Here is a 20,143-nt window from a genome sequence, read left to right as displayed (position 1 = left end):
ACAAGATGAGGATCGTCCGCGGTGCCCGAGGACCGCGCTCTCTGAACGACACCCGGGAATCGTGACGGGCCACCGGGATGAACCGCCGGGCGGGAGCGGCGATCGTGATCGGCGGATTCGCGGGAGTCGCCGTCACGACGGGGTGCGGCGTCTCCGCTCGGGCCGATGCGGAGGGGCCGGCTGGGCCGCCCTCCGCATCGGCGCGGACGTTCGACACGTTCGGCGACAACGGCCGGCTACGCGTCGTGAAGAAGAGCTTCGCCGAGACCGGCGGCCGTCACGGGATCCGCATGCTCTCCTACGGGCTCGTGATCGAGAACAGGAACACCCGGGCCGTGGCGTTCCCGACGTTCACCGTGGGCTTCACCGACGCCTCGGGCAGGCCGTTGGAGACCGTCGCCTCCGGGCGCACGCCGGAGCCGCCCAGAATCCTTCCCGGGGACCGTCAGGACGTGAACGGCGTCGTTGCCCGGACGGGCCCCGGGAAGGTGACCGGCATCAGAGTCGAGTTCGGCAGGACCAGATGGATCACGAGGAACCCGGGGGGCCGGTTCACCAAGCTCGCCGCCGGCCGGGTCGTCCCTCCCGGCCCGTCCCCGGAGTGCGGCGGCGCCGCTCAAGCTCGGCGGTCCACTGTCTGAGAGGCGTGGTCGCGGACCAGATCGTGGAACCGGTACCGGCGGGGAGCGGGCTCTTGCAGGAGATGGACGTCCATCAGGTGGTCCAGCAGCCGCCTCGACCGTGCGACGGTCGTGTCCAGCACGGCGGCGGCCGTCTCCGCGCTGAAGTCGGTCCCGGTGTGCGAACCCAGCAGCCGGTAGGCACGCCGCTGATCGTCGGGGAGCCTCTGGTAAGACAGGTCCAGGGCCGCGGTGACGCTGTGCCGTCCGGCCTTCAACTCGGCCAGCCGGTCGTCGTTCAGCCGCTCCAGGAGGTCTCTCACGCTCCAGGCGGCGTGCGACCGGAGCCGGACGGCGGCGATGCGGAGGGCGAGCGGGAGCCGCCCGCAGCGCTCGGCCGTCTCCCGCAGGGCGCCCGCCGGTGCGTCCGTGACGCGCTTCTCCCCGGCCGTGCGGGTGAACACGGCCACCGCCTCGTCCACCGGGAGGACGTCCAGAGACAGGGTCCGGGTGCCGTCCAGGCCGATCAGCCGCTGCCGGGCGGTGACGATGACCCGGCAGGTCGGGGAGGCGGGCAGCAGCGGGCGGACCTGGTCCTCGCCGGCGGCGTCGTCGAGGACCACCAGCACCCTGCGATCGGCCACGACGCCGCGGTAAAGCGCGGCACGGTCGTCGATGTGCGCGGGGATGCGCGCACCGGCGACACCGAGCGCGCGGAGGACCCGTTCGAGCGCGTGGGCCGGGTCGACCGGTGCCGTTCCCCGAGTATGGCCGTGCAGGTCCACGAACAGCTGCCCGTCGGGAAACCGGGGCGCGAGCCGGTGGGCGGCATGAAGGGCCAGCGCCGTCTTGCCGACTCCGGCCATGCCGTCGACGGCGACGACCGCCGCCGGGTCCTCGCTCTCGTGCCCCTCCAGCGCCGCCAGTTCGCGACCGCGGCCCATGAGCGTCGCCACGCCCGCGGGTAGCTGACGCGGGACGGTCACGACCAGGTCGTCGCGTTCGGGGCGAGCGGGCAGACCGCGTGCGACCGCGGCCAGCGCCGCCCGCTCCTCGCCGTCCAGTTCCAGCGCCTTCGCCAACAGCAGGATCGACGTCGCGCGAGGCTGCTGGAGTCTGCCGCTCTCCATCCGGCGAACGGTCCGGACGTTGAGGCCGGCCCGTTCGGCCAGCTGCTCCTGGGTGAGCAGCGCGCGTTCCCGCCATCCGCGCAGCAGCCCTCCGAAGAACAACGACGGCCCGGCGTCGCGATCTCGTATGACCTTCGTCAGATGGGACGCGGCCGATATGCGTTCGATGTTCACGACACCCTTGCCTTCCGCTTGAGCCCTCCGGTGAGATCCGCAGATACATCGAATGGGCCTTCCAACTGCTAGGACAACCCGTCGGACGAACTTGCACGGAATCGGACGCCCTGGAGGGGCCGCGGCCACCGGGCCCCGTCGCGAGGGCCGTGCCGTCAGAGGTAGAGGCCGATGTTCCCGGGCTCGTCCGCGGTGACCGGCCGCAGGTCGGCGGCGCGCAGCGTGGTGATCTCGCCGTCGTCGGGACGGTCGCCCTCGGTGAGCCGCTCCCCCTGGACCGCGATGGCGGCGTCCAGGAGGTTGCGCATGAGCCGGCCGTTGCCGAAGGACGGGCCGCGCGGGACGTCGCGGAGCAGTCCGCGGAGCCGCTCGGGGACGTCCGGGGCCAGGGTGAGGCCCTCCGCGGCGGCGAGGTGCTCGAAGATCTCCACGAGCTCGGCCTCGGAGTAGTCGGGGAACACCAGCCGCTTGGGGATCCTGGACTCCAGCCCGGGGTTGGCGGCGAGGAAGGCGCTCATCTCGCGCTCGTAGCCGGCGGCGATGACCACCAGGTCGTCGCGGTGGTCCTCCATGGCCTTCAGCAGTTCGGCGACCGCCTCGGAGCCGTAGTCCTGGTCCAGGGTGCTCTGGGTGAGCGCGTAGGCCTCGTCGATGAACAGCACCCCGCCCACCGCTCGCCGCACGACGCCGCGCGTCTTGGCGGCGGTCTCGCCGAGGTACTGGCCGACGAGCCGGGCCCGGGAGGCCTCGACCAGGTGGCCGGACGACAGCACGCCCAGGTCCTTGAAGAGGCGGGCGACCAGGCGGGCCACGACGGTCTTGCCGGTGCCGGGCCCGCCGGTGAACACCATGTGCCGGGCGGGCGCGGGGGTGGCGGGCAGCCCGGCCTCCCGGCGCAGCCGCGCGGCCTCGGCGCCCGCCGCGATCAGCTCGATCTCCTGCTTGACGGTGCCGAGGCCGGTCAGCGCGGCCAGTTCTGCCATCGGGTCGCCGGGCGTCGCGGCGGTGTCGAGCGAGGCGGGGATGTCGGCCCGCCCGGCGACGGGCTCCTCCCCCGGCGCGGTGCGCTCGCGGACGGCGTCCGCCACGGTGCCGGCGAGGTGGTGCGCCAGGCGGGCGTTGCGCAGGTTCCGCACCGGCGGCGTCCGGACGAGCAGTTCGCCCGCCGCGGTCAAGGCCTCCTCGTCCGCGCGCGCCCCGCGCTCGCGCAGGGCGCGGTCGAACAGCCCGGCGTAGCCCGCGGCGTCGAACGGGTGGGTCGGGACGACCTTGAACCGCAGCGCGAGCGCGGGGTTGACCTCGCGGAGCAGCGCGTCGCCGCCGGGTTCGCACAGCGCGACGAAGTGCAGGTCGTCGTGCACGTCGACGGCCCGGTGCAGCTCCTCCACGATGGCCTCGCCGCTGCGTTCGTCCCGGCAGACGACGTCCAGCCCATCGATGATCATCAGCCGTTTGCCGGCGCATTCGCGGGCGTCGTTGAACATGACCGTGGTGGCGGCGGAGACCTCCTTGGCGGCGAAGAAGTCGCCGGCCAGCCACAGCGGACGCTCGGTGATCGACCGTTCCGCCAGCAGCCGGACGATCTCCTGGGCGGTGTCGCGCTTGCCGGTGCCGTCCGGCCCGGTGAGCAGCAGCCGGACGGGCCCGCCGCCCGCGGCGATCTCCTCCAGCGCCGCGACGGCGTCCGGCTGCCCGATCAGTCCGGAGTCGACCTTCGCGGGCCGCGCGTCACCGGCGGGGGACGGCGTCCGGCGGAGCCCTTCGGCCAGCGGGTTGACCACGCGGCGGCGGGGGGCGAACAGGCGGCGGACGTCCACGGTGAACTCGCCGACCGGGACCCGCACCGGGTTCGGGGCGCGGGCGTCGCCGGGGAACCCCTGCACGGCGCCGGTGAACCGCACCGCCATGTCCAGCCAGCCGCGGCAGGCCTCGCCCGCGCCCGCGACGAGGGCCCTGGCCAGCCACGACCGGGTGGCGGTGCGCCAGTCCTCCGGGTCGAAACCGGCGCGCTCGGCGGCGAAGCGCGCGAGCAGCTCGGCGTAGGCGTCCTCGCCGACGACGGCCGCGAGCTCGGCGGGAACCTGGGTGAGCCCGCCCTGCAGCAGGAGGTGGACGAGCAGCTCATCGGTGCTCTCCTCGTGCGGCGCGATCCGCAGCAGGTGCTCGTGCACGGGCAGCAGCCCGGCGCACGTCCATTCCAGGTAGCCGATCGGCCCGGCGAGCTCGGGCAGCACCGCGACGGTCTCGTCGCCGGCGTGCGCGGCCCACGCGCCGGGCCGTTCCGCCGGGTGCAGGTCGGCGAATCCGGGCGGCGGGTCCTCGTACAGCTCCATCAGCGCCCGCCGCCGGGCCTCCAGCGGCGCCAGCCCGTCGAAGACGTCGAGCAGCTCGCGGTTCAGCGCCAGCGCGAGATCGAGGTCCGGCGCGTCCTGGAGCCAGTTGATCGGCAGGAAGGCACCGCCGCTGACGCCCCAGTCGATGACGGGGATCAGCGGATCGGGGCGCGTCCGGCGGTAGTGGCCGAAGAAGTTCCGTCCCAGCCGCGAGTGCGACCCGGCGATGACGGCCGACGCGCCGGTCAGGAACTCGGTCACCACGACGAGCTCGGCCACCACCAGCGGGGCGGGGTTCTCGAGGAACCCGTGCCGGTCGGTGGTCAGCTCCGCGCAGCGCGGGTCGGCGACCAGTGCGTCGACGCGGGCGCGGATCTCCTCGTACAGGCCGTCCGGGACGCGCCAGGGGCCGTATGAGTAAAGGTCCAGAAGCGGCTCATCGGAGACGAGCAATTCCAGATGTTCCGGCACCCGCTTTCCTCCCCAAAGCCCGCCGTACCGGCGCGAACAGCCTAGTACGGCGGGCGACCGTCGGTGTCCGGAAGGTGTTCAGGATCGGCGCGCGCGGGCCCGGCGCACCAGACGCGCGGCGACCAGGGCGACGGCGAGCCCGGCCAGGCCGAGCAGGAGCGGGCGCAGGGCGAGCGTCCACGGCCATGCCGGACCGGACAGCCCGAGCCCGGCGGTGGGGTACTCCAGGATCTTGCCGGTCCACTCCGCCGTGGGGACGTCCATGGTGCGGGCCATGCCGCGCAGTGCCGCGTCGAACCCGAAGCCCGGCCGTTCGTGCAGGTAGTCCACGGGCACATCGGCGCGGCGCGCGGCGGCGGCGATCCGGGCGTCGGGCCTGGCCGCGGCGCCCGCGCCGGGGACCACCAGCCGGTCGACGCGGCCCATGGCGTCCAGGTCGTCCCGTGGGATGAAGGTCAGGCCGTGGCGGGAGCGGACGCTGCCGTCATCAGCCGCGATCGCGAGGGTGCGGGCCGACTTGACCTCGGCGTACGGGTCGAACGCGGCGGCCAGCTCGATCTCGCCGACGCCGCCGGTGAGCAGCACCCCCACGGTGGTGCCGCTCGAGCGGTAGCCGAGGTTGAGCAGGTGCACGATGGCGTTGGACGGGGTCAGCTCCGCCGCCGGCAGGCTCGCGGGCTTCCCGGGTGAGTAGTGCCGCCAGCCGACGGCCCTGGCGGCGGCCGCGGCGGCGTCGGCGTTCACGAGCCGCTCGACCGCCCGCAGCGTCCCGTCGACCGAGGACAGCAGCCCGCCGGTGGTGATGACGTCGCCGTCGTCCAGGTAGCGGGTCCCGCGCCGCCACTTCACCTCGGGATGGTCCTCTTCGAGCTTGGGGAGCCGGTACCAGTGCGAGGTCGCGTCCCGGCCGTCGAGCACGCCGGCCTCGGCGAGCAGCCTGGCGCCGGTGCACACGCCCAGCAGCAGCCCGTCGCTCGCCCTGCCCCGCAGCCACGCGGTCACCTTGGCGTCGGCGGCGTCGTCCTCGGGCATGTCCGGGACGACGGTGACGTCCGGGGCCTTGCCGCCCAGCCGCTGGTCCAGTTGCGCGAAGCCGAGGTCGGGGACCAGGTCCAGCCCGCCGAGCAGGGGCAGCGGGCGGCGTTCGGGCGCGACGGTGTAGACGTTGAACGCGCCCGTGCTCGACAGGACCTCGAAGGGGACGAGCGTGTCGGCGATGTTGGCGCCGCCGTTCCCGACGACGATCACGGCCGTCGGCTTGCGGGGGTCGTGCGCCGGCGGGGTGGCGGCGGCGACCGCCGACGCGGCGGCCCCGGTCGCCTCGGGCTGTGTGTACCGGCTCGCCTCGTAGGCGTTGGCGCCGACGGCGTACACGGCGGCCGGGACGAGGAGGAAGGCCGCCAGGACGGCCGCGGCGCGGCCGAGCACCCGCACGACCCGCTCGCCCCGCCCGTGGGCCGCGGAGTACTCGTCGCGGCGGCGGAGCATGGCGGCGAGCATCGCCGGCAGCATCAGGACGTGCAGCAGCATCATCACCGAGTCGCCGGAGACGGCGCCCGTCCACAGCAAGGGCAGGAGCACCGCCAGCGGGGCGAACATGGCCGCGGCCATCTCCAGGGTGGGCGCCCAGCCGTGGCCGCGGTAGCGCATCCACGCGACCATGCCCAGCGACATGGTGAACGCCATCTCCAGCGAGCCGATCGCCGGATGCTCGGCGTGCGAGTAGTCCAGCCCGACGGCGCCGAGGACGGCGCCGAGCACGGCCCCGAAGACCAGCATCCCGACCATCATCGCCACGACCATCTCCAGGTAGTGGCGGGCGAAGCGCAAGTTCATCTCCAGCACTCCTGAAACGGGGGCGAAAGCACTGCCATGTCCCAAAAATTCTGGGTTGACCTGGATAAACGCGGCCAGTGTCAGGCGCATGACCTGCGTGTGGGGTTCGCAGCCGCGCAAGGTGCAGAATGCACGTCGGTCACCGGCGTTCGCCGGGCCGCTCACCTCGCGCGACGTGACGGACGGCGCCGATGAGGTCGCCCCTGGGCCCAGTATCGGCTCGCCGGAGGACCCGGCGTCAGTGCCGCGTGCACGACCCCGGCGTGCGGTCTGCATCGCCGGGCCCCTGCAGACCGCACGCCCGGCCGTGTGGCGGCGGGTCTACAGCCAGCCCGCCTCGTCGGCGATCCGCGCGGCGTCCACCCGGTTGCGGGCGCCCAGCTTGGTGACCGCCGACGCCAGGTAGTTCCGCACGGTCCCGTACGACAGATGCATGTCGGCGGCGATCTCCGCCGCGGAGGCGCCGGCCGCGTGCCGCCTGAGGACCTCGGCCTCCCGCGGCGAGAGCGGGTTGTCGGCCGCCTCCAGCGCGGCCACCGCGAGCTGCGGGTCGATCACGCGGTCCCCGGCGGCCACCCGCCGCACCGCGTCGATCAGCTGCTGGGACGGGGTGTCCTTGACGACGAACCCGGCCACGTGCGCGGCGAGCGCGCGGCGCAGCGTCCCCGGCCTGCCCAGGCCGGTGAGGATGAGGGTGCGGCAGTGCGGCAGCCGCCGGTGCAGCTCGGCCGCCGCGGTGAGCCCGTCCACGCCCGGCAGATCGATGTCGATCATCGCCACGTCCGGCCGGCTCCGCAACGCGGCGGGCACGATCGCGTCACCGGAGCCCAGCTCCGCGACGACCTCCAGGTCGTCCTCCAGCTCCAGCAGGGCGGCCAGGGTGTCGCGCAGGATGCGCATGTCCTCGGCGATCAGAACCCGGACCATCCGTTCCTCCCGCAGCGACCGCGATCCGCCCGATCACCGTCCGGGCACCGCACCTGGGCCCAAAGCTAACACCGGGAGCCGACGGTCACGGCGGGACGGGGATCTCGACGGCCAGCTCGTAGCGGCCCGCGCCGTCGGGACCGGCGGCGAGGCGCCCGCCGACGGCCCGGACGCGCGCGCGGAGGTTCCCGATACCGGTCCCGCCTGCGCCGGTCGTCCCGGACGCGGGGACACCGTCGTTGACCACGCGCAGCCGGACGGCCTCCTCGGTGATGGACAGGCCGATGGTGCACCGCCGGGCGGCGGAGTGGCGCAGGATGTTGGTGACGGCCTCCCGCAGCACGGTGGCCAGCACCGCGTCGGTTCGAGGCGGGACGGGCACGGCGGGCACGTCGGCACGGACCTCGACGCCGGCCGCCGCCAGCGCGTCCCGCGCCGCGGCGAGTTCGACGTGCAGGGACAGGCGGCGGTGCGCCTCACCGGCGCCGGTCACCGAGAGGACGTCGCCGCGCGCCCTGGCGGCGATCTCCAGGAGCCGCCCGAGTTCCTCGCGGGCCCTGCCGTCGTCGCGCCCGATCAGCCGCACGACCAGGTCGCACTTGAGCGCGATGGCCGACAGGCCCAGGCCGAGCATGTCGTGGGTGTCCCTGGCCACGCGCAGGCGCTCCTGCGCCACGGCCATCCGGGCCAGCTCCCGGCGGGCCGCCTCCACCCGGCGCGCCAGCTCGGTCAGGCGCGACAGCCCGTACACCACCAGGCCGGTCGTCGCCGTCATCGACGACACGTACACCACATCGTGGACGCCATAGGGGCTGTAGGCGGTGATGAGCGTCCCGACGCCGGCCAGGACGGCCGCGAACGCCGCCCACGCCCACCGGCCCGGCAGGAGCAGCAGCGCCGAGCCCGCCGCGAACCCCGCCATCCCGAGCAGGCTCAGCTCGTCGTGGACCTGGAAGGGCGCGAAGCACAGCAGCGTCTGGGCCGCGAGCGTCCAGGCCCAGCCGCGCGGGCGGCCCCGCGTGTGCCGCAGTTGCAGCGCAACGATCGCGACGATGACGGCCGCCGCACCCCCTTTGGCCGACGCCGCGGTGCCCGAGTCGAAGGTGTTCGCCAGGATCTGCGTCGAATAGGCGCACAGCACCGCCACCAGCACGAGCCTGGCCATCCGCAGCGCCACGGTGCCGCCCGCCCGTCCGGTCTCCGGCGGGCCGCGGTCGTCGGCCGCCGAGCGGACCTGGTCGAGGGCCTGGCGGGCGACGGCGGCCGCCTCGGTCAGCCGGCCGCGGGCCCGGTCCGGTTCGCGGGCCAGCATCGGCAAGGCCGCCTCGGCGTGCGCCGTGACGGTCTCGAGGCGGTCGCCGATCGCCTCGCGCAGCCGTTCCGCCGAGCGGAGCCGCTGCCGGACGACGGCCAGCGCCGCCAGTTCGGCCTGGGTCCTGTGCAGGTCGGTCACCAGGTCGGCCAGCCGGACCAGACCGAACAACGACAGTGCCGTGTACACCGGGACGGTGAAGGCCCAGGCGATCGACGACCACGTCGCGTCGGCCGGCAGGGTGCCGACCCGCAGCACTCCTTCGACCGCGAGAACCGTGCCGAACGAGATCCACGACGCGGGCGCTCTCACACCGAGCAGCAGCAGACCGCCGAGAAGCCCCGAGAGGCCCACGATCCAGCCGTCCCCGAAGACGGCGAAGGGCAGGTAGGTCAGGACGGCCTGCGCGGTGAGCAGCCGGCCTCGGTGGCGGGCCCACAGCACCCGTCCGGGCGGGACGGCGTACAGCAGCGGCAGCACGAACAGCGCCGCGGCCGCCGCGACGGCGGCCGCCCCTGCCTCCTGCGCCGCGACGGCCAGCCGCGCGGGCAGGACCAGGCACAGGAAGGCCACTGCGAACACCCAGGCGGATCGCGGGGCCACCGAGCCACGCCGGCCAGGACCGTGCATGGCGCGCCTCCAGAGATCACGCCCGAACGATTGTGCGAGCAACGCTACGCGATTCGGAACAAACCCGGCGGGCGCTTCTCGCCCGGGTGGCATCCGGCCCGCGCGTCAGGCCCTCAGGGCCGACCCCGCACGGGCTCCGTCGAGGACCGCCCGGTCCACTGCGGCGGCCGCTTCTCCAGGAAGGCGGCCACCCCCTCCGCGGCGTCCGGCTCCAGCGCCACCCGTGCGAAGAGCCGGGTCTCCTCCTGCCGCAGGGGGAGAGGAGGACGGACTCACGCCGGCTCCGCCGGTGCGTCGGCGAGGACCCGGGCCGTCAGCTCGTGCTTGCGCAGCTTGCCCGTCGGGGTTCGGGGCAGTTCACCGGCGAACCGCACCTCGCGCGGGACCTTGAAACCGGCCAGCCTCGACCGCGCGAACGCCAGGAGATCGGCGGCCAGTCCGGGTCCCGCCGCGGCGGGGTCCCGGGGCTGCGCCACGGCGACGACTCGCTCGCCCATCTCCGGATCCGGAATCCCGACGACCCCGACGTCCAGGACGGCGGGATGCATCACGAGGGCGTCCTCGATCTCCTGGGGGTAGATGTTGACCCCGCCGGAGATGATCAGGTGCGGGCGGCGGTCGCTGAGGAAGAGGTACCCGTCCTCGTCGAGGTGGCCGACGTCGCCGACCGACACGCCCCCGCGGGCGTCCCTGGCGGCCGCGGACTTGCCGGGGTCGCCGTGGTACTCGAAGGCCGCCCCGCCGGTGAACCAGACCGTCCCGACCTCGCCGGGCGGAAGCTCGTTGCCCTCGTCGTCGGTGATGTAGGGCGTGCCCATCAGGGGCCTGCCGACCGAGCCGGGCTTGCGCAGCCACTCCGCGGAGGTGATGGCGGTGGTGCCCGCGCCCTCGGTGCTGGAGTAGTACTCGTAGAGGACCGGCCCCCACCAGTCGATCATGGCCCTCTTGACCTCGACCGGGCACGGCGCGGCGGCGTGGACGGCCTGCCGCACGCTGGACAGGTCGTAGCGGTCCCGGACCTCCGGCGGGAGCTTGAGCATCCGCACGAACATCGTCGGCACCCACTGGCAGTGCGTCACCCGGTGCCGTTCGATCAGCGCCAGTGCGAGCTCCGCGTCGAACTTGCGCATGACCACGACGGTCGCCCCGATGCGGTGGGCGGCCATGGACCAGGCCAGGGGCGCGGCATGGTAGAGGGGCGCCGGGGAGAGGTAGACGTCGCCGGGTCCCAGGCCGAGCCCTTCACGCAGCCACTGCTGCGGCTGCTGGGAGGAGGTACCCAGCGGGGCTCCGGAAAGCGGGCGCTTGATGCCCTTGGGCCGGCCGGTCGTCCCGGAGGAATAGAGCATGAAGTCGCCCTCGCACTCGTCGCCGATGGGCGTGGCCGGCTGGGCGGCGATGGCGTCCTCGTAACCGTCCCAGCCGTCCCGGGGCTCGCCGAGCATGAGCCGGCCGGCCGGGGCGAGCGCCGGATCGCGGACCACGTCGGCCGCGAGGTCGGCGAGCCCGTCGGAGGCGATGATCAGGTCGGCCGCGCTGTCCCTGACGATGTAGGCGGCCTCGTCGGCGGTCAGGTGCCTGTTGATGCCCACGTAGTACAGCCCGGCGCGCTGGGCGGCCCAGGCGGCCTCGAGGTACTCGGCGCGGTTCTCCGCGAGGATCGCGACGCACCGGCCCGGCCCGAGGCCGCGCGCCCGCAGCAGGTGCGCGACCCGGTTCGAGCGCTCCTCGAGCCCGCGATAGGTGAGGACGGCGCCGTCGGGCTCGACGACGACGGCGGGCCGGTCCGGGTCGGTGGAGGCGAACGTACCTGGATGCATCTCATGCTCCGTTCGTCATCGCCGTGTCTCGGCGGCCTGATCCGCGAGGGCCTCGGCGTGCTTGTCCCGGGCCGCCGCGACGCGGGCGGGCAGCCACTGGGTGGGCCACTCCCCCGGCGCCGGCTCCCGCTCGCGCAGGATCAGCCGCGCGGCGGTCGACAGGTGCACCTCGGTCGGGCCGTCCCAGATGCCGTACCCCGGGGCGAGCTGCCACAGCGTCGAGAACGGCATCTCGTCCGACACGCCCAACGCTCCGTGCAGGTGCATCGCGCGCTGCACGACGTCGTGCGCGACCCGCGCGGACAGGACCTTCGCCACCGCGATGTCACGCCGGACTTCGGCGGTGTAGCCGTGCCCCTGGTCGATCCGCCACGCGGTGCGCAGCACGAACAGCCGGAACTGCTCGATCTGCGCGTAGCTGTCGGTGATCGCCTGCTGGACGAGCTGCCGGCCGGCGAGCGGACGGCCCCGGGTGGTCCGGCTCAAGACCCGTTCGCAGGCCATCTCGAAGGCGTACTGCGCCTGCCCGACGGCGCGCATGGCGTGGTGGACGCGCCCTCCGGACAGGCGGGTCTGGGCGATCTCGAAGCCCTGGCCGGGCTCGCCGAGCAGGGCGTCGGCGGGCACCCGCACGCCCGTGTAGCGCAGCAGCGCGTGGTCGATCGCCTCGTCGGGCTCGCCCATGTACCGGGTGGGGCGCACCGTCTCGATGCCGGGGGTGTCGCGGGGGACCAGGAACATCGACATCCGGCGGTGCGGGGCGGCTTCGGGGTCGGTCACCGCCATGACGATGAGGAACGCGGCCTGCTCGGAGTTGGAGGTGAAGAACTTCTCCCCGTCGATGACCCAGACGTCGCCGTCGCGGACCGCGCGGCACCTGAATCCGGTGGGGTCCGAGCCGCCGTGCGGCTCGGTCATCGAGAACGCCGAGAACAGCTCACCGGCCAGGAGCGGCCGCAGATACCGGTCCTTCTGCCCGGCCGTCCCGTAGTGCGCGATGATCTCGGCGTTGCCGGTGTCGGGGCCCTGCACTCCGAAGATCGTGGGCCCCCACTGGTAGGGCGCCAGGATCTCGTTCATCAGGCTGAGCTTGACCTGGCCGAACCCCTGGCCGCCCAGTTCCGGGCCGAGATGGCAGGCCCACAGCCCGCGCCGCCGGACCTCGTCCTTGAGAGGATCGATCACCTTCTTCAGCCATGGCGGCGGAACCCGGTGGTGGTGGTGCGGCCAGAGGACCTCCAGCGGTGCGACCTCCTCCTGGACGAACTCGCGCATCCACTCCAGGCGGGCGGCGAACTCGGGTTCGGTGTAGAACTCCCACATGACCGTTCCTCCTCAGGAGATCCGCCGGTAGCGCCCGCGGCCCGGCCCGCCCATCACAGGCTCCGCTCGCCACGGGCGAACTCCGCCGCCGCCACCATCAACCGGGGGACCATGACGGCCATGCTGTTCTTCTCCTCCGGCACGCCCTGCCGGGCCTCCCGCGCGTAGGTGCCCTCCAGGATCACAGCGAGTTTGAACAGCGCCAGGCACGCGTAGTACGGCAGAGCGGAAAGGTCGCGCCCCGACCGTTGCTCGTAGCGCGCGGCGAGCTCCGAGCGGGTGGGGTCGGCGCCGGGACGGCCGGGCAGCGGAGTCAGGACCGGCTCCTCGCCCGGATCGGTCCAGCGCGCCACCAGGTGGCCGATGTCCAGCAGCGGGTCACCGATCGTTCCCGTGTCCCAGTCGATGACCGCGGCGAGCCGCGGCGGCGGATCCGGGGCGACCATGACGTTGAACGGGCTGTAGTCGCCGTGGATGAGGGCGGGAGCGCTGCCCTCCGGACGGTTGCGCTCCAGCCAAGCGGTCACGAAGCCCAGCTCCGGCAGGTCCCGCGTGCGGTAGCGGTCGAGCTGCGCCAGCCATCGCGGCACCTGCCGCTCCAGGAAGCCCTTCGGCTTGCCCAGCCCGTCCAGTCCCCGCGCCCGCCAGTCGACCTCGGCGAGGTCGACGAGCGCGTCCACGTAGGCCTCCGCCAGCCCTCGCCGGAGGGCCGGGTCCGCCCCGAACGGCTCCGGCATCTCGAACCCCGGTGTGAAGCCGGTGACCTTGTCCATCACCAGGAACGGCGCGCCGATCACCTCGGGGTCCTCGCAGAGCAGGCGCGGTGCCGGATGCGGGACGGGCGTGCCCTCCAGCGCGGTGAGGATCCGCCACTCGCGGACCATGTTCGAGGCACTCGCGTCGTTGAGCACCGCCGGCGGCCTGCGCAGGACGAAGGAGTCCTCCCCCAGGCGCAGCTCGAACAGGGCGTTCCCGATGCCGGTGGCCGTCCCTATCCGCGTCACCGTCAACGGGGCGCCCGGACCGCCCAAGCGCCCGCCGATCCAGTCCGCGAGAGCGGCGGCGTCGAGCGACAGGGGCGTCGCCGCCGCCGCGGCGGCCGATTCGGTCATGAGCGCGCTCCGGGGGCGGGATTTGTGGTTGACAGTGACTGACAATAAGGTTGGTGACTGACATCGTCAATAGATCGACGCAGCAGGAGGCGCCATGCTCCCCGATCCCGCCGCCGGCGCCGAGGACTTCCGCGCCCGGCGCAGGCGCCTCGTCCAGGACGACGTGGCCCGGATCGCCATCCGGCTGTTCCTGGAGCGCGGTTACGACGCGGTGTCCGTGGACGAGATCGCCGAAGCGGCCGGGATGTCGCAGCGCACCTTCTTCCGCTACTTCGCGACCAAGGACGAGGTGCTGCGGCGCTACCGGCGGTCGTTGCGGCAAGACCTCGTCCACGCGCTCGAGGCGCGGCCCGACGACGAGGGGCCTGTCACCGCGCTACGGGCGGCCTACGAGCAGACCTCCCATGTCGAGCCCGGCGACCGGCCCAGGGTGCACGCCGTGGCCCGCGTGCTGGTCGCCGCGCCCGACCTCTGGTCGAAGGACCTGGGAGAGACGATCCTCGACGAGTCGGTGCCGGCGGAGCTGGGCCGCCGCGTGAAGGCGTCCCGGGACGGCATCCGTCCGGCGGTGATCGCCGCCGCGGTGTCCAGTGCCGCGATCGTCGGCTGGAACGAGTGGGTGCGGTCCGACGGGAGCGGCAACCCCGCCGCGCTGGTGGTCGCGGCCATCGACCTGCTCGGCCTCGCGGACTGAGCGCTCAGACCTTGGTGGCACCCATGTCGAGGGTCAGCTGGGTTCCGGTGACCGCCCGGGACAGGTCCGACGCCAGCCAGAGCACCCCGTCGGTGATGTCGTCGGGCTCGGCGATGGGCAGGCCGGGAAGGAGGCCGGCGAACGACGCCTCGTAGGAGGGGTGCCGCGAGAACATCTCGGGCACGGCCGGGTCCTCTCCCATCGCGGTCCGGACTCCCCAGGGGTGCACGGAATTGACCCTGATCCCGTATTCGCCGAGTTCGATGGCGGCGGACTTGGTCAGTCCCACGACGCCGTGCTTGGCCGCGCTGTAGTGCGCCTGCCCCGGAAGCGACTTGATGCCCGCGACCGAGCTGACGGTGATGATCGACCCTCCGTTGCCCGCCTCGATCATGTACGGCACCGCCGCCTTGAGCGTCCGCCACACTCCGGTCAGGTTGATGTCGATCAGCGTCCGCCACTGCTCGTCCGACATCTCCCAGAACCGTCCCCAGTTGCACATGCCGGCGTTGGCCACGACCACGTCGAGCCGGCCGCCCAGCCGCGCGACGCCCTCCTTCAGAACGGCTTCGAGCGCCGCGGAATCCCGGACGTCGGCCCGGCGGGCCACGATCGAGCCCCCTTCCGCTTCGACGAGCCGGACGGTCTCCTCCAGCTCGGCGGGGGTGGAGGCGGGGTAGGCGTTGTCGGCCGAGACGGGCGCGCAGACGTCCACCCCGATGATCGCGGCCCCCTTCCCGCGCCATGCGGACGGCATGGCTGCGGCCCTGCCCCCGTGCGGCACCGGTGATGAACACGACCTTGCCCTCCAGCAGCATGACCCGCTCCAATCATGTGAAGGAGCCCCGGCCCTTCGCCGCTTCGGCGCCCTCGATGAAGAGTTTCGGTAATCATACGTAAAATAACACTAATTAACCCTTTTGTGTGATAGCTGTAGGAGCCGGGGGCGTACGTCCCCACCGCAGAGGGGAGACGCCCGGTGAGCGAAGGGCATGTTACGACGCTCAGGATCGACTGCGACGACAAGGTCACGCTGGTCGCGGACGCGCACGGAGATCCGGCCGATCCGCCGGTCGTGCTGCTCCACGGGGGCGGTCAGACCCGGCACTCCTGGCGCGCGACCGCCCGCGACCTGGCCGGGTCCGGCTGGTACGCACTCGCCGTGGACCTGCGCGGCCACGGCGAGAGCGGCTGGTCTCCCGACGGGCGGTACGGGCTGAACAAGTTCGCCGCCGACGTCGTGCGGATCGCCGACTTCCTCGGCCGCCCTCCCATCCTCGTCGGCGCCTCCCTGGGCGGCAACTCCTCCCTGGCCGCCCTCGGGCACCACCCCGAACTCGCGCTCGGCCTGGTCCTGGTGGACGTGTCACCGTTCCTGCAGCCCAAGGGCACCGACCGGATCCGCGAGTTCATGAGCACCGGGACCGAGGGGTTCGCCTCCCTGGAGGAGGCCGCCGACGCCGTCGCGGCCTACCTGTCGCACCGCCCGCGGCCCCGCAACGTCGAAGGGCTCCGCAAGAACCTCCGGGAAGAGAACGGCCGGTTCTTCTGGCACTGGGACCCGGCGTTCCTCAGCAACCGCGCCCACCAGGCCGTCCAGCGCGACAAGCTCATCGACCCCGCGCGGCTCGGCGCCGCGGCGATGTCCCTGCGGGTGCCGACGCTGCTGGTCCGGGGCGGCGAGTCCGACGTGCTCAGCGTCGCCGACTCCAAGCGCTTCCTCGAACTGGTGCCGCACGCCGAGTTCACCGATGTCGCGGGCGCCCACCACATGGTCGCCGGGGACGACAACGCCGTCTTCGACCGCGTCCTCGGGGAGTTCCTGGACCGCCGTGTCAGGTCCCGCCTGGACCTGTTCGCGCAGGCCGCCCAGGGCGACGAGGAGTGACCGGAACCACCGGCGGCACGGGCGACGCCCCTCGGCCCGTCAAGGGTGAGCGGTGCGCGGGGGCGCACCGGCACTCTGCCGGCCGTCCGAGAAGCGAAGGGCGTGTTCGACGAGCGTGACGAGGATGTTCTTGACCACGTCGGCCTCGCGCACATCGCAGAGCAGCACCGGGACCCGAGGGTCGACGTCCAGGGCGCCCCGGATCTCCTCGACGGTGAAGGGGCGCGACCCGTCGAAGCGGTTGGCCGCGACGATGAAGGGGACCCGCCGCTCCTCGAAATAGTCGATGGCCGCGAAACTGCTGGTGAGGCGGCGGGTGTCGACCAGCACGATCGCGCCGACGGCCCCGTGCGACAGCTGGTCCCACATGAACCAGAAGCGCTCCTGGCCGGGGGTGCCGAACAGGTACAACCGGATGCCGCCGGAGAAGGTGATGGTGCCGAAGTCCATGGCGACCGTGGTCGTGGCCTTGGCCTCCACACCGCTCAGGTCGTCGACGCCGGCGCCGGCATCGGTGAGCCCGGCCTCGGTGCGCAGCGGACGCACCTCGCTGATGGCGCCGACCAGGGTGGTCTTGCCGACTCCGAACCCGCCCGCGACCAGGATCTTCAGCATGTCCAGCGGGACGTCGTCCGGGTCTCCGCCACCGTGGTGGAGACCGGCGCCTGTGTCAGAGGCGGCGAAGTTCATCGAGCACCCTCATCAGTATCCGGGGATCGGGTCGTTCGGCGGGCGCCGCCGGCCGGAGCTCCTCGACGAGGTACTGCTCCCGCAGATCATCGAGCAGGATCTCGACCACGCGGAGCGGAAGGTCCAGCTCCGAGGCCAGATCGGCCGGGGTCGACGGCCTGCGGCACAGTTCCAGCACCCGCCACTGCGCACTGGACAGAGGCGTCCGGTCATCGGGGAGGCGTCCGGTCGCCGCCACCGGGGTGACCAGATCGAGCGGGAGACCGCGCGGACGGGTACGTCCGCGGGTCACCGCGTACGGGCGGACGATCGGACCGGCGTCCCGGCCGATCCAGCGTTCCTTCGGCTCGTCCATGACGCCGATCACCCCGGGGCGCCGGGCGGCCGGGCCGGTCGGCCGGCGTCGGGCCGGGGCGCCGCGGCGAGCTGGTGCCGCAGCCGTTTGATCAGCAGCGTGGTCTCGTAGGCGACCAGCCCGGCGTTGCCGCCCGCGTCGCTCAGCACGGCGAGGCAGCTTCCCTTGCCCGCGGGGATGACGAAGAACAGCATTCCGTCCAGCTCGACGACGGTCTGGCGCACGCGTTCGGCCTCGAAGTGCTCCCGGGCGCCGTTGGCCAGGCTGTGAAAACCGGAGGACAGCGCCGCGAGGAACTCGGCGTCCCGCCGTGTGACGTCGCCCGACGCGGCCATGACCAGGCCGTCGCGCGACAGCAGGACCGCCTGCCGGATGTCCCCGACCCGCTGGACCAGGTCCTCGAGCAGCCAGTCCAGCTGACCGGTCGCGTCAGCGCGCGGCGTCATGATTCCTCCCAGTGCCCGTGCGGGTCGTTCGTCTCGTCCTCGTCCTCCCGGCCGCGCCGCCATCCCGATTGCAGGGAGGCCATCAGGTCGCGACTCAGCTCCGGACTCGGTTCTTCGAAGTCGTCCGGTTCTTCGGGCTCCCTCGCGTGCCGGGGGGCGGAGTCACGCAGCCGCGGCGACATGTGGCTCCGCCTGACCCGTTTGGGAAGCACGCCGGTGACCTCGCTGGACTCCTCCGGAGGCGCCCCGCCCTGCTTTGCTCCCGGGGCGGGCCGGTCGGCGACGGTGGGCGCCCAACCGGGCGTCCCGGCCGCGGGCGATTCGGGGGGCCACTCGGCGACGGCGGGGCGAGACGGCCTTTCACGGCGTAGCGGACGCGGCGCCGTACCCGCGAATGCGTCCGGTCGCGCCGTCCCGTTGACGGCCGTGCCGGGCCGCGCGACCGCGGCGACGGACTGGTCGCCGCTGGCGATGAGACGGTTGGGGATCAGCACGATGGCGCTGGTGCCGCCGTACGGCGAAGCCTGCAGGGACACCCTGACGCCGTGCTGCGCGGCCAGCCGGGCGACGACGAACAGTCCCAGCCGGTCGGTGTCGGCCAGCTCGAACTCGACGGGCTCGGCGAGGCGGCGGTTGAGCTCGTCCCGCTGGAGCGGATGGATGCCGAGCCCGCGGTCCACCACCTCGACCACCAGCCCGCTGGCGACGGATTCGATCTTCACCGTCACCTCCGTGTCCGGCGGCGAGAACTCGGTGGCGTTCTCGATGAGCTCGGCCAGCAGGTGGATGACGTCGGCGACGACCTCACCGCCGATCGCGGCCGCCGGCGCGCCGACCACCTCCACCCGCCTGTAGTTCTCCACCTCCGCGATCGCGGCGCGGACCACGTCCTCGGCGATCACCGGATGGTCCCAGGCCCGTACCGTCGGGGAGCCCGACAGGATGACCAGGCCCTCGGCGTGCCGCCGCATCCGGGTCGTCAGGTGGTCCAGCCGGAACAGGTCGTCCAGTTCCTCGGGGCTGGACGCCCGGCTCTCCATCGCGTCCAGCAGCCTGAGCTGGCGATGGAGCAGCGACTGGCTGCGCCACGAGAGGTTGACGAAGACCTTGTTGATGCTGCCGCGCAGCTCCGCCTCCCCCACCGCGGTGCTCACAGCGGTGCGCTGGACGGCGCCGAACGCCTGGGCGACCAGCACGATCTCCCTCGTCCTGCCGGTGGCCGGGGGCGGCGCCTCGGAGTCCACGTCCACCGGTTCGCCGCGTCTGAGCCGCGCCACCACCTGCGGCAACCGCTCGTGCGCCAGCTGCTGCGCGGTCCGCTGGAGGGATCGGAGCTCCCCGGCGAGGTTGCGGGCGAACAGCAGCGAGAACACCACCGAGGCGAACACGACCAGGAGCCCGCCCCCGCACACCAGCGCGAACCGCAGCGTGATCCGGCGGGCGACCGGCTGGATCTGGTCTCGATCCACCATGCGGGCCGCCTGGGTGGTGGACCGCGTCCACGCCGGTGTGAGCGTCGCCGTGGCGTTTCGCCACTCGTCCGCACCGGAGACGGCCCGATCCCGCACGATGCCGGTCTCCAGCGTCCGGACCGAGGCGTACTGCGGTGAGGCCCACAGCGTCTCCAGGATCTTGGAGGACTCGCCGGACAGCCCGGTACGGGCCAGTGCGAAGAACTGGGCGTGGTTCCCCGCCCACTTCACGAAGGCCGCGTACTCCGCGGCGCTCATCCGGCCGCTCGCCGGCAGCGAAGCCACCAGGGCGTCCTCGCGCAGCAGGAAATCCTGGGCCCAGAAGGCGTCGACCAGCGCGCGGCTCTTCTGGTAGACGTCGGTGTCGTTGACGTTGACGAGCGTGCCGAGCAGTTGGATCGTCCTGTCCGAGACTCCGCTGTAGGCGTCGATGCACTCCAGCGCGGTGACGGTACGGGAGTCGACCTGGGACCGCAGCCGTCCCAGGTCCTCGAAGGCCCGGTCGATGCCCCGCAGCCGCTGGGCCGTCGCCTGGTCCAGGGCGTCCTGGGCGTCATCGGCGAAGGCCGACTTCCGGTACGCGGCGAGCGCGGCGTCGGTCTTGCGCACCTGTTCCTGGAAGCGCTGTGCCGCCCGCCCGCCTCGCGCGCCGAGCGCGCCGGCCGCCGCGGCCCGCTCGTGCTGGACCGCCTGGGCGGCCACACTGATCGGGACTCCGATGCGTTCCAGCATCGTGGAGTAGTCGAACCTCTGCAGCGCCGCCGAAGAGGTGATTCCGGCGGCGAACGCCCACAGCGACACCACGGCGACCAGCGGAAGCGCCAGCAGCAGCGCAATCCTCTGCCGAACGGATCGTGTGCGCCGCCGGTGGTGGGACCCCTGTACCTTCTCGCGCTTCGGCAATCATCAC

Annotated in this window: 16 protein-coding genes; 3 read left to right on the top strand and 13 right to left on the bottom strand. The window is 73.1% G+C overall.

Features of this window, described 5'->3' with window-relative positions:
• Nucleotides 1-104 precede the first annotated feature (104 nt).
• Nucleotides 105-641, top strand: coding sequence for a hypothetical protein (locus ABD340_RS02665; RefSeq protein ID WP_344586717.1), 537 nt, complete (start codon nucleotides 105-107; stop codon nucleotides 639-641).
• On the opposite strand, the gene ABD340_RS02660 is transcribed toward ABD340_RS02665, so the two are convergent.
• The 8 genes from ABD340_RS02660 to ABD340_RS02625 form a co-directional block, all read right to left on the bottom strand.
• A complete protein-coding gene (locus tag ABD340_RS02660; protein WP_344586716.1) occupies nucleotides 617-1,924 on the bottom strand; it encodes an ATP-binding protein in 1,308 nt (435 codons plus the stop codon). The genes ABD340_RS02665 and ABD340_RS02660 overlap by 25 nt on opposite strands.
• A gap of 155 nt (nucleotides 1,925-2,079) precedes the next feature.
• Complete coding sequence (locus ABD340_RS02655; protein WP_344586715.1) at nucleotides 2,080-4,728, bottom strand: AAA family ATPase; 2,649 nt, start codon at nucleotides 4,726-4,728, stop codon at nucleotides 2,080-2,082.
• A gap of 78 nt (nucleotides 4,729-4,806) precedes the next feature.
• Nucleotides 4,807-6,564, bottom strand: a complete 1,758-nt coding sequence (locus tag ABD340_RS02650; RefSeq protein WP_344586714.1) for a DJ-1/PfpI family protein — start codon at nucleotides 6,562-6,564, stop codon at nucleotides 4,807-4,809.
• 321 nt (nucleotides 6,565-6,885) lie between these two features.
• Nucleotides 6,886-7,491: a response regulator transcription factor gene (locus ABD340_RS02645; RefSeq protein ID WP_344586713.1), complete on the bottom strand. Its 606-nt coding sequence runs from the start codon at nucleotides 7,489-7,491 to the stop codon at nucleotides 6,886-6,888.
• Between the two features lie 85 nt (nucleotides 7,492-7,576).
• Entirely contained in the window at nucleotides 7,577-9,385 is a 1,809-nt protein-coding gene (locus ABD340_RS02640) for a sensor histidine kinase (protein WP_344586712.1), read from the bottom strand.
• Between the two features lie 320 nt (nucleotides 9,386-9,705).
• The gene (locus ABD340_RS02635; protein ID WP_344586711.1) at nucleotides 9,706-11,253 is read right to left on the bottom strand and encodes an acyl-CoA synthetase; all 1,548 of its coding nucleotides are present in this window, start codon (nucleotides 11,251-11,253) and stop codon (nucleotides 9,706-9,708) included.
• Between the two features lie 15 nt (nucleotides 11,254-11,268).
• Nucleotides 11,269-12,576 (bottom strand): acyl-CoA dehydrogenase family protein, encoded by a 1,308-nt coding sequence (locus ABD340_RS02630; protein ID WP_344586710.1) that lies wholly within the window; start codon nucleotides 12,574-12,576, stop codon nucleotides 11,269-11,271.
• 53 nt (nucleotides 12,577-12,629) lie between these two features.
• Nucleotides 12,630-13,688, bottom strand: a complete 1,059-nt coding sequence (locus ABD340_RS02625) for a phosphotransferase family protein (RefSeq protein ID WP_344586709.1) — start codon at nucleotides 13,686-13,688, stop codon at nucleotides 12,630-12,632.
• 94 nt (nucleotides 13,689-13,782) lie between these two features.
• Between ABD340_RS02625 and ABD340_RS02620 the strand changes: the two genes are divergently transcribed.
• The gene (locus tag ABD340_RS02620; protein ID WP_344586708.1) at nucleotides 13,783-14,382 is read left to right on the top strand and encodes a TetR family transcriptional regulator; all 600 of its coding nucleotides are present in this window, start codon (nucleotides 13,783-13,785) and stop codon (nucleotides 14,380-14,382) included.
• A 4-nt stretch (nucleotides 14,383-14,386) separates the two neighbouring features.
• Here the strand turns inward: ABD340_RS02620 and ABD340_RS02615 are convergent, their stop codons facing one another.
• Nucleotides 14,387-15,139 (bottom strand): mycofactocin-coupled SDR family oxidoreductase, encoded by a 753-nt coding sequence (locus ABD340_RS02615; protein WP_344586706.1) that lies wholly within the window; start codon nucleotides 15,137-15,139, stop codon nucleotides 14,387-14,389.
• Nucleotides 15,140-15,361: 222 nt separating this feature from the next.
• Between ABD340_RS02615 and ABD340_RS02610 the strand changes: the two genes are divergently transcribed.
• Nucleotides 15,362-16,270, top strand: a complete 909-nt coding sequence (locus tag ABD340_RS02610) for an alpha/beta fold hydrolase (RefSeq protein WP_344586704.1) — start codon at nucleotides 15,362-15,364, stop codon at nucleotides 16,268-16,270.
• A gap of 39 nt (nucleotides 16,271-16,309) precedes the next feature.
• Here the strand turns inward: ABD340_RS02610 and ABD340_RS02605 are convergent, their stop codons facing one another.
• The 4 genes from ABD340_RS02605 to ABD340_RS02590 are packed head-to-tail and all read right to left on the bottom strand — an operon-like array spanning nucleotide 16,310 to nucleotide 20,136.
• Nucleotides 16,310-16,960, bottom strand: coding sequence for a GTP-binding protein (locus ABD340_RS02605; RefSeq protein ID WP_425547305.1), 651 nt, complete (start codon nucleotides 16,958-16,960; stop codon nucleotides 16,310-16,312).
• Nucleotides 16,941-17,315 carry a DUF742 domain-containing protein gene (locus ABD340_RS02600; protein ID WP_344586703.1) on the bottom strand — a complete coding sequence of 125 codons (375 nt, stop codon included), beginning with the start codon at nucleotides 17,313-17,315 and terminating at the stop codon, nucleotides 16,941-16,943. Before ABD340_RS02600 ends, ABD340_RS02605 begins: the two co-directional genes overlap by 20 nt.
• An 8-nt stretch (nucleotides 17,316-17,323) precedes the next feature.
• Nucleotides 17,324-17,761 (bottom strand): roadblock/LC7 domain-containing protein, encoded by a 438-nt coding sequence (locus ABD340_RS02595; protein WP_344586702.1) that lies wholly within the window; start codon nucleotides 17,759-17,761, stop codon nucleotides 17,324-17,326.
• Entirely contained in the window at nucleotides 17,758-20,136 is a 2,379-nt protein-coding gene (locus ABD340_RS02590) for a sensor histidine kinase (RefSeq protein WP_344586700.1), read from the bottom strand. Before ABD340_RS02590 ends, ABD340_RS02595 begins: the two co-directional genes overlap by 4 nt.
• Nucleotides 20,137-20,143 lie beyond the last annotated feature (7 nt).

It is taken from the genome of Actinomadura vinacea (genome assembly GCF_039532545.1).
In the GTDB taxonomy this organism is placed as follows: domain Bacteria; phylum Actinomycetota; class Actinomycetes; order Streptosporangiales; family Streptosporangiaceae; genus Spirillospora; species Spirillospora vinacea.
The sequence above is the reverse complement of the archived record's forward strand: the minus strand, read 5'-3'. Positions and strand labels throughout refer to the sequence as shown.

What these genes read in the sequence shown, in the direction of transcription:
- ABD340_RS02650 (WP_344586714.1), bottom strand. Translation starts at nt 6,564, where the DNA reads ATGAACTTGCGCTTCGCCCGCCACTACCTGGAGATGGTCGTGGCGATG.
- ABD340_RS02645 (WP_344586713.1), bottom strand. Translation starts at nt 7,491, where the DNA reads ATGGTCCGGGTTCTGATCGCCGAGGACATGCGCATCCTGCGCGACACC.
- ABD340_RS02635 (WP_344586711.1), bottom strand. Translation starts at nt 11,253, where the DNA reads ATGCATCCAGGTACGTTCGCCTCCACCGACCCGGACCGGCCCGCCGTC.
- ABD340_RS02630 (WP_344586710.1), bottom strand. Translation starts at nt 12,576, where the DNA reads ATGTGGGAGTTCTACACCGAACCCGAGTTCGCCGCCCGCCTGGAGTGG.
- ABD340_RS02625 (WP_344586709.1), bottom strand. Translation starts at nt 13,688, where the DNA reads ATGACCGAATCGGCCGCCGCGGCGGCGGCGACGCCCCTGTCGCTCGAC.
- ABD340_RS02620 (WP_344586708.1), top strand. Translation starts at nt 13,783, where the DNA reads ATGCTCCCCGATCCCGCCGCCGGCGCCGAGGACTTCCGCGCCCGGCGC.
- ABD340_RS02615 (WP_344586706.1), bottom strand. Translation starts at nt 15,139, where the DNA reads ATGCCGTCCGCATGGCGCGGGAAGGGGGCCGCGATCATCGGGGTGGAC.
- ABD340_RS02605 (WP_425547305.1), bottom strand. Translation starts at nt 16,960, where the DNA reads ATGAACTTCGCCGCCTCTGACACAGGCGCCGGTCTCCACCACGGTGGC.
- ABD340_RS02600 (WP_344586703.1), bottom strand. Translation starts at nt 17,315, where the DNA reads ATGGACGAGCCGAAGGAACGCTGGATCGGCCGGGACGCCGGTCCGATC.
- ABD340_RS02595 (WP_344586702.1), bottom strand. Translation starts at nt 17,761, where the DNA reads ATGACGCCGCGCGCTGACGCGACCGGTCAGCTGGACTGGCTGCTCGAG.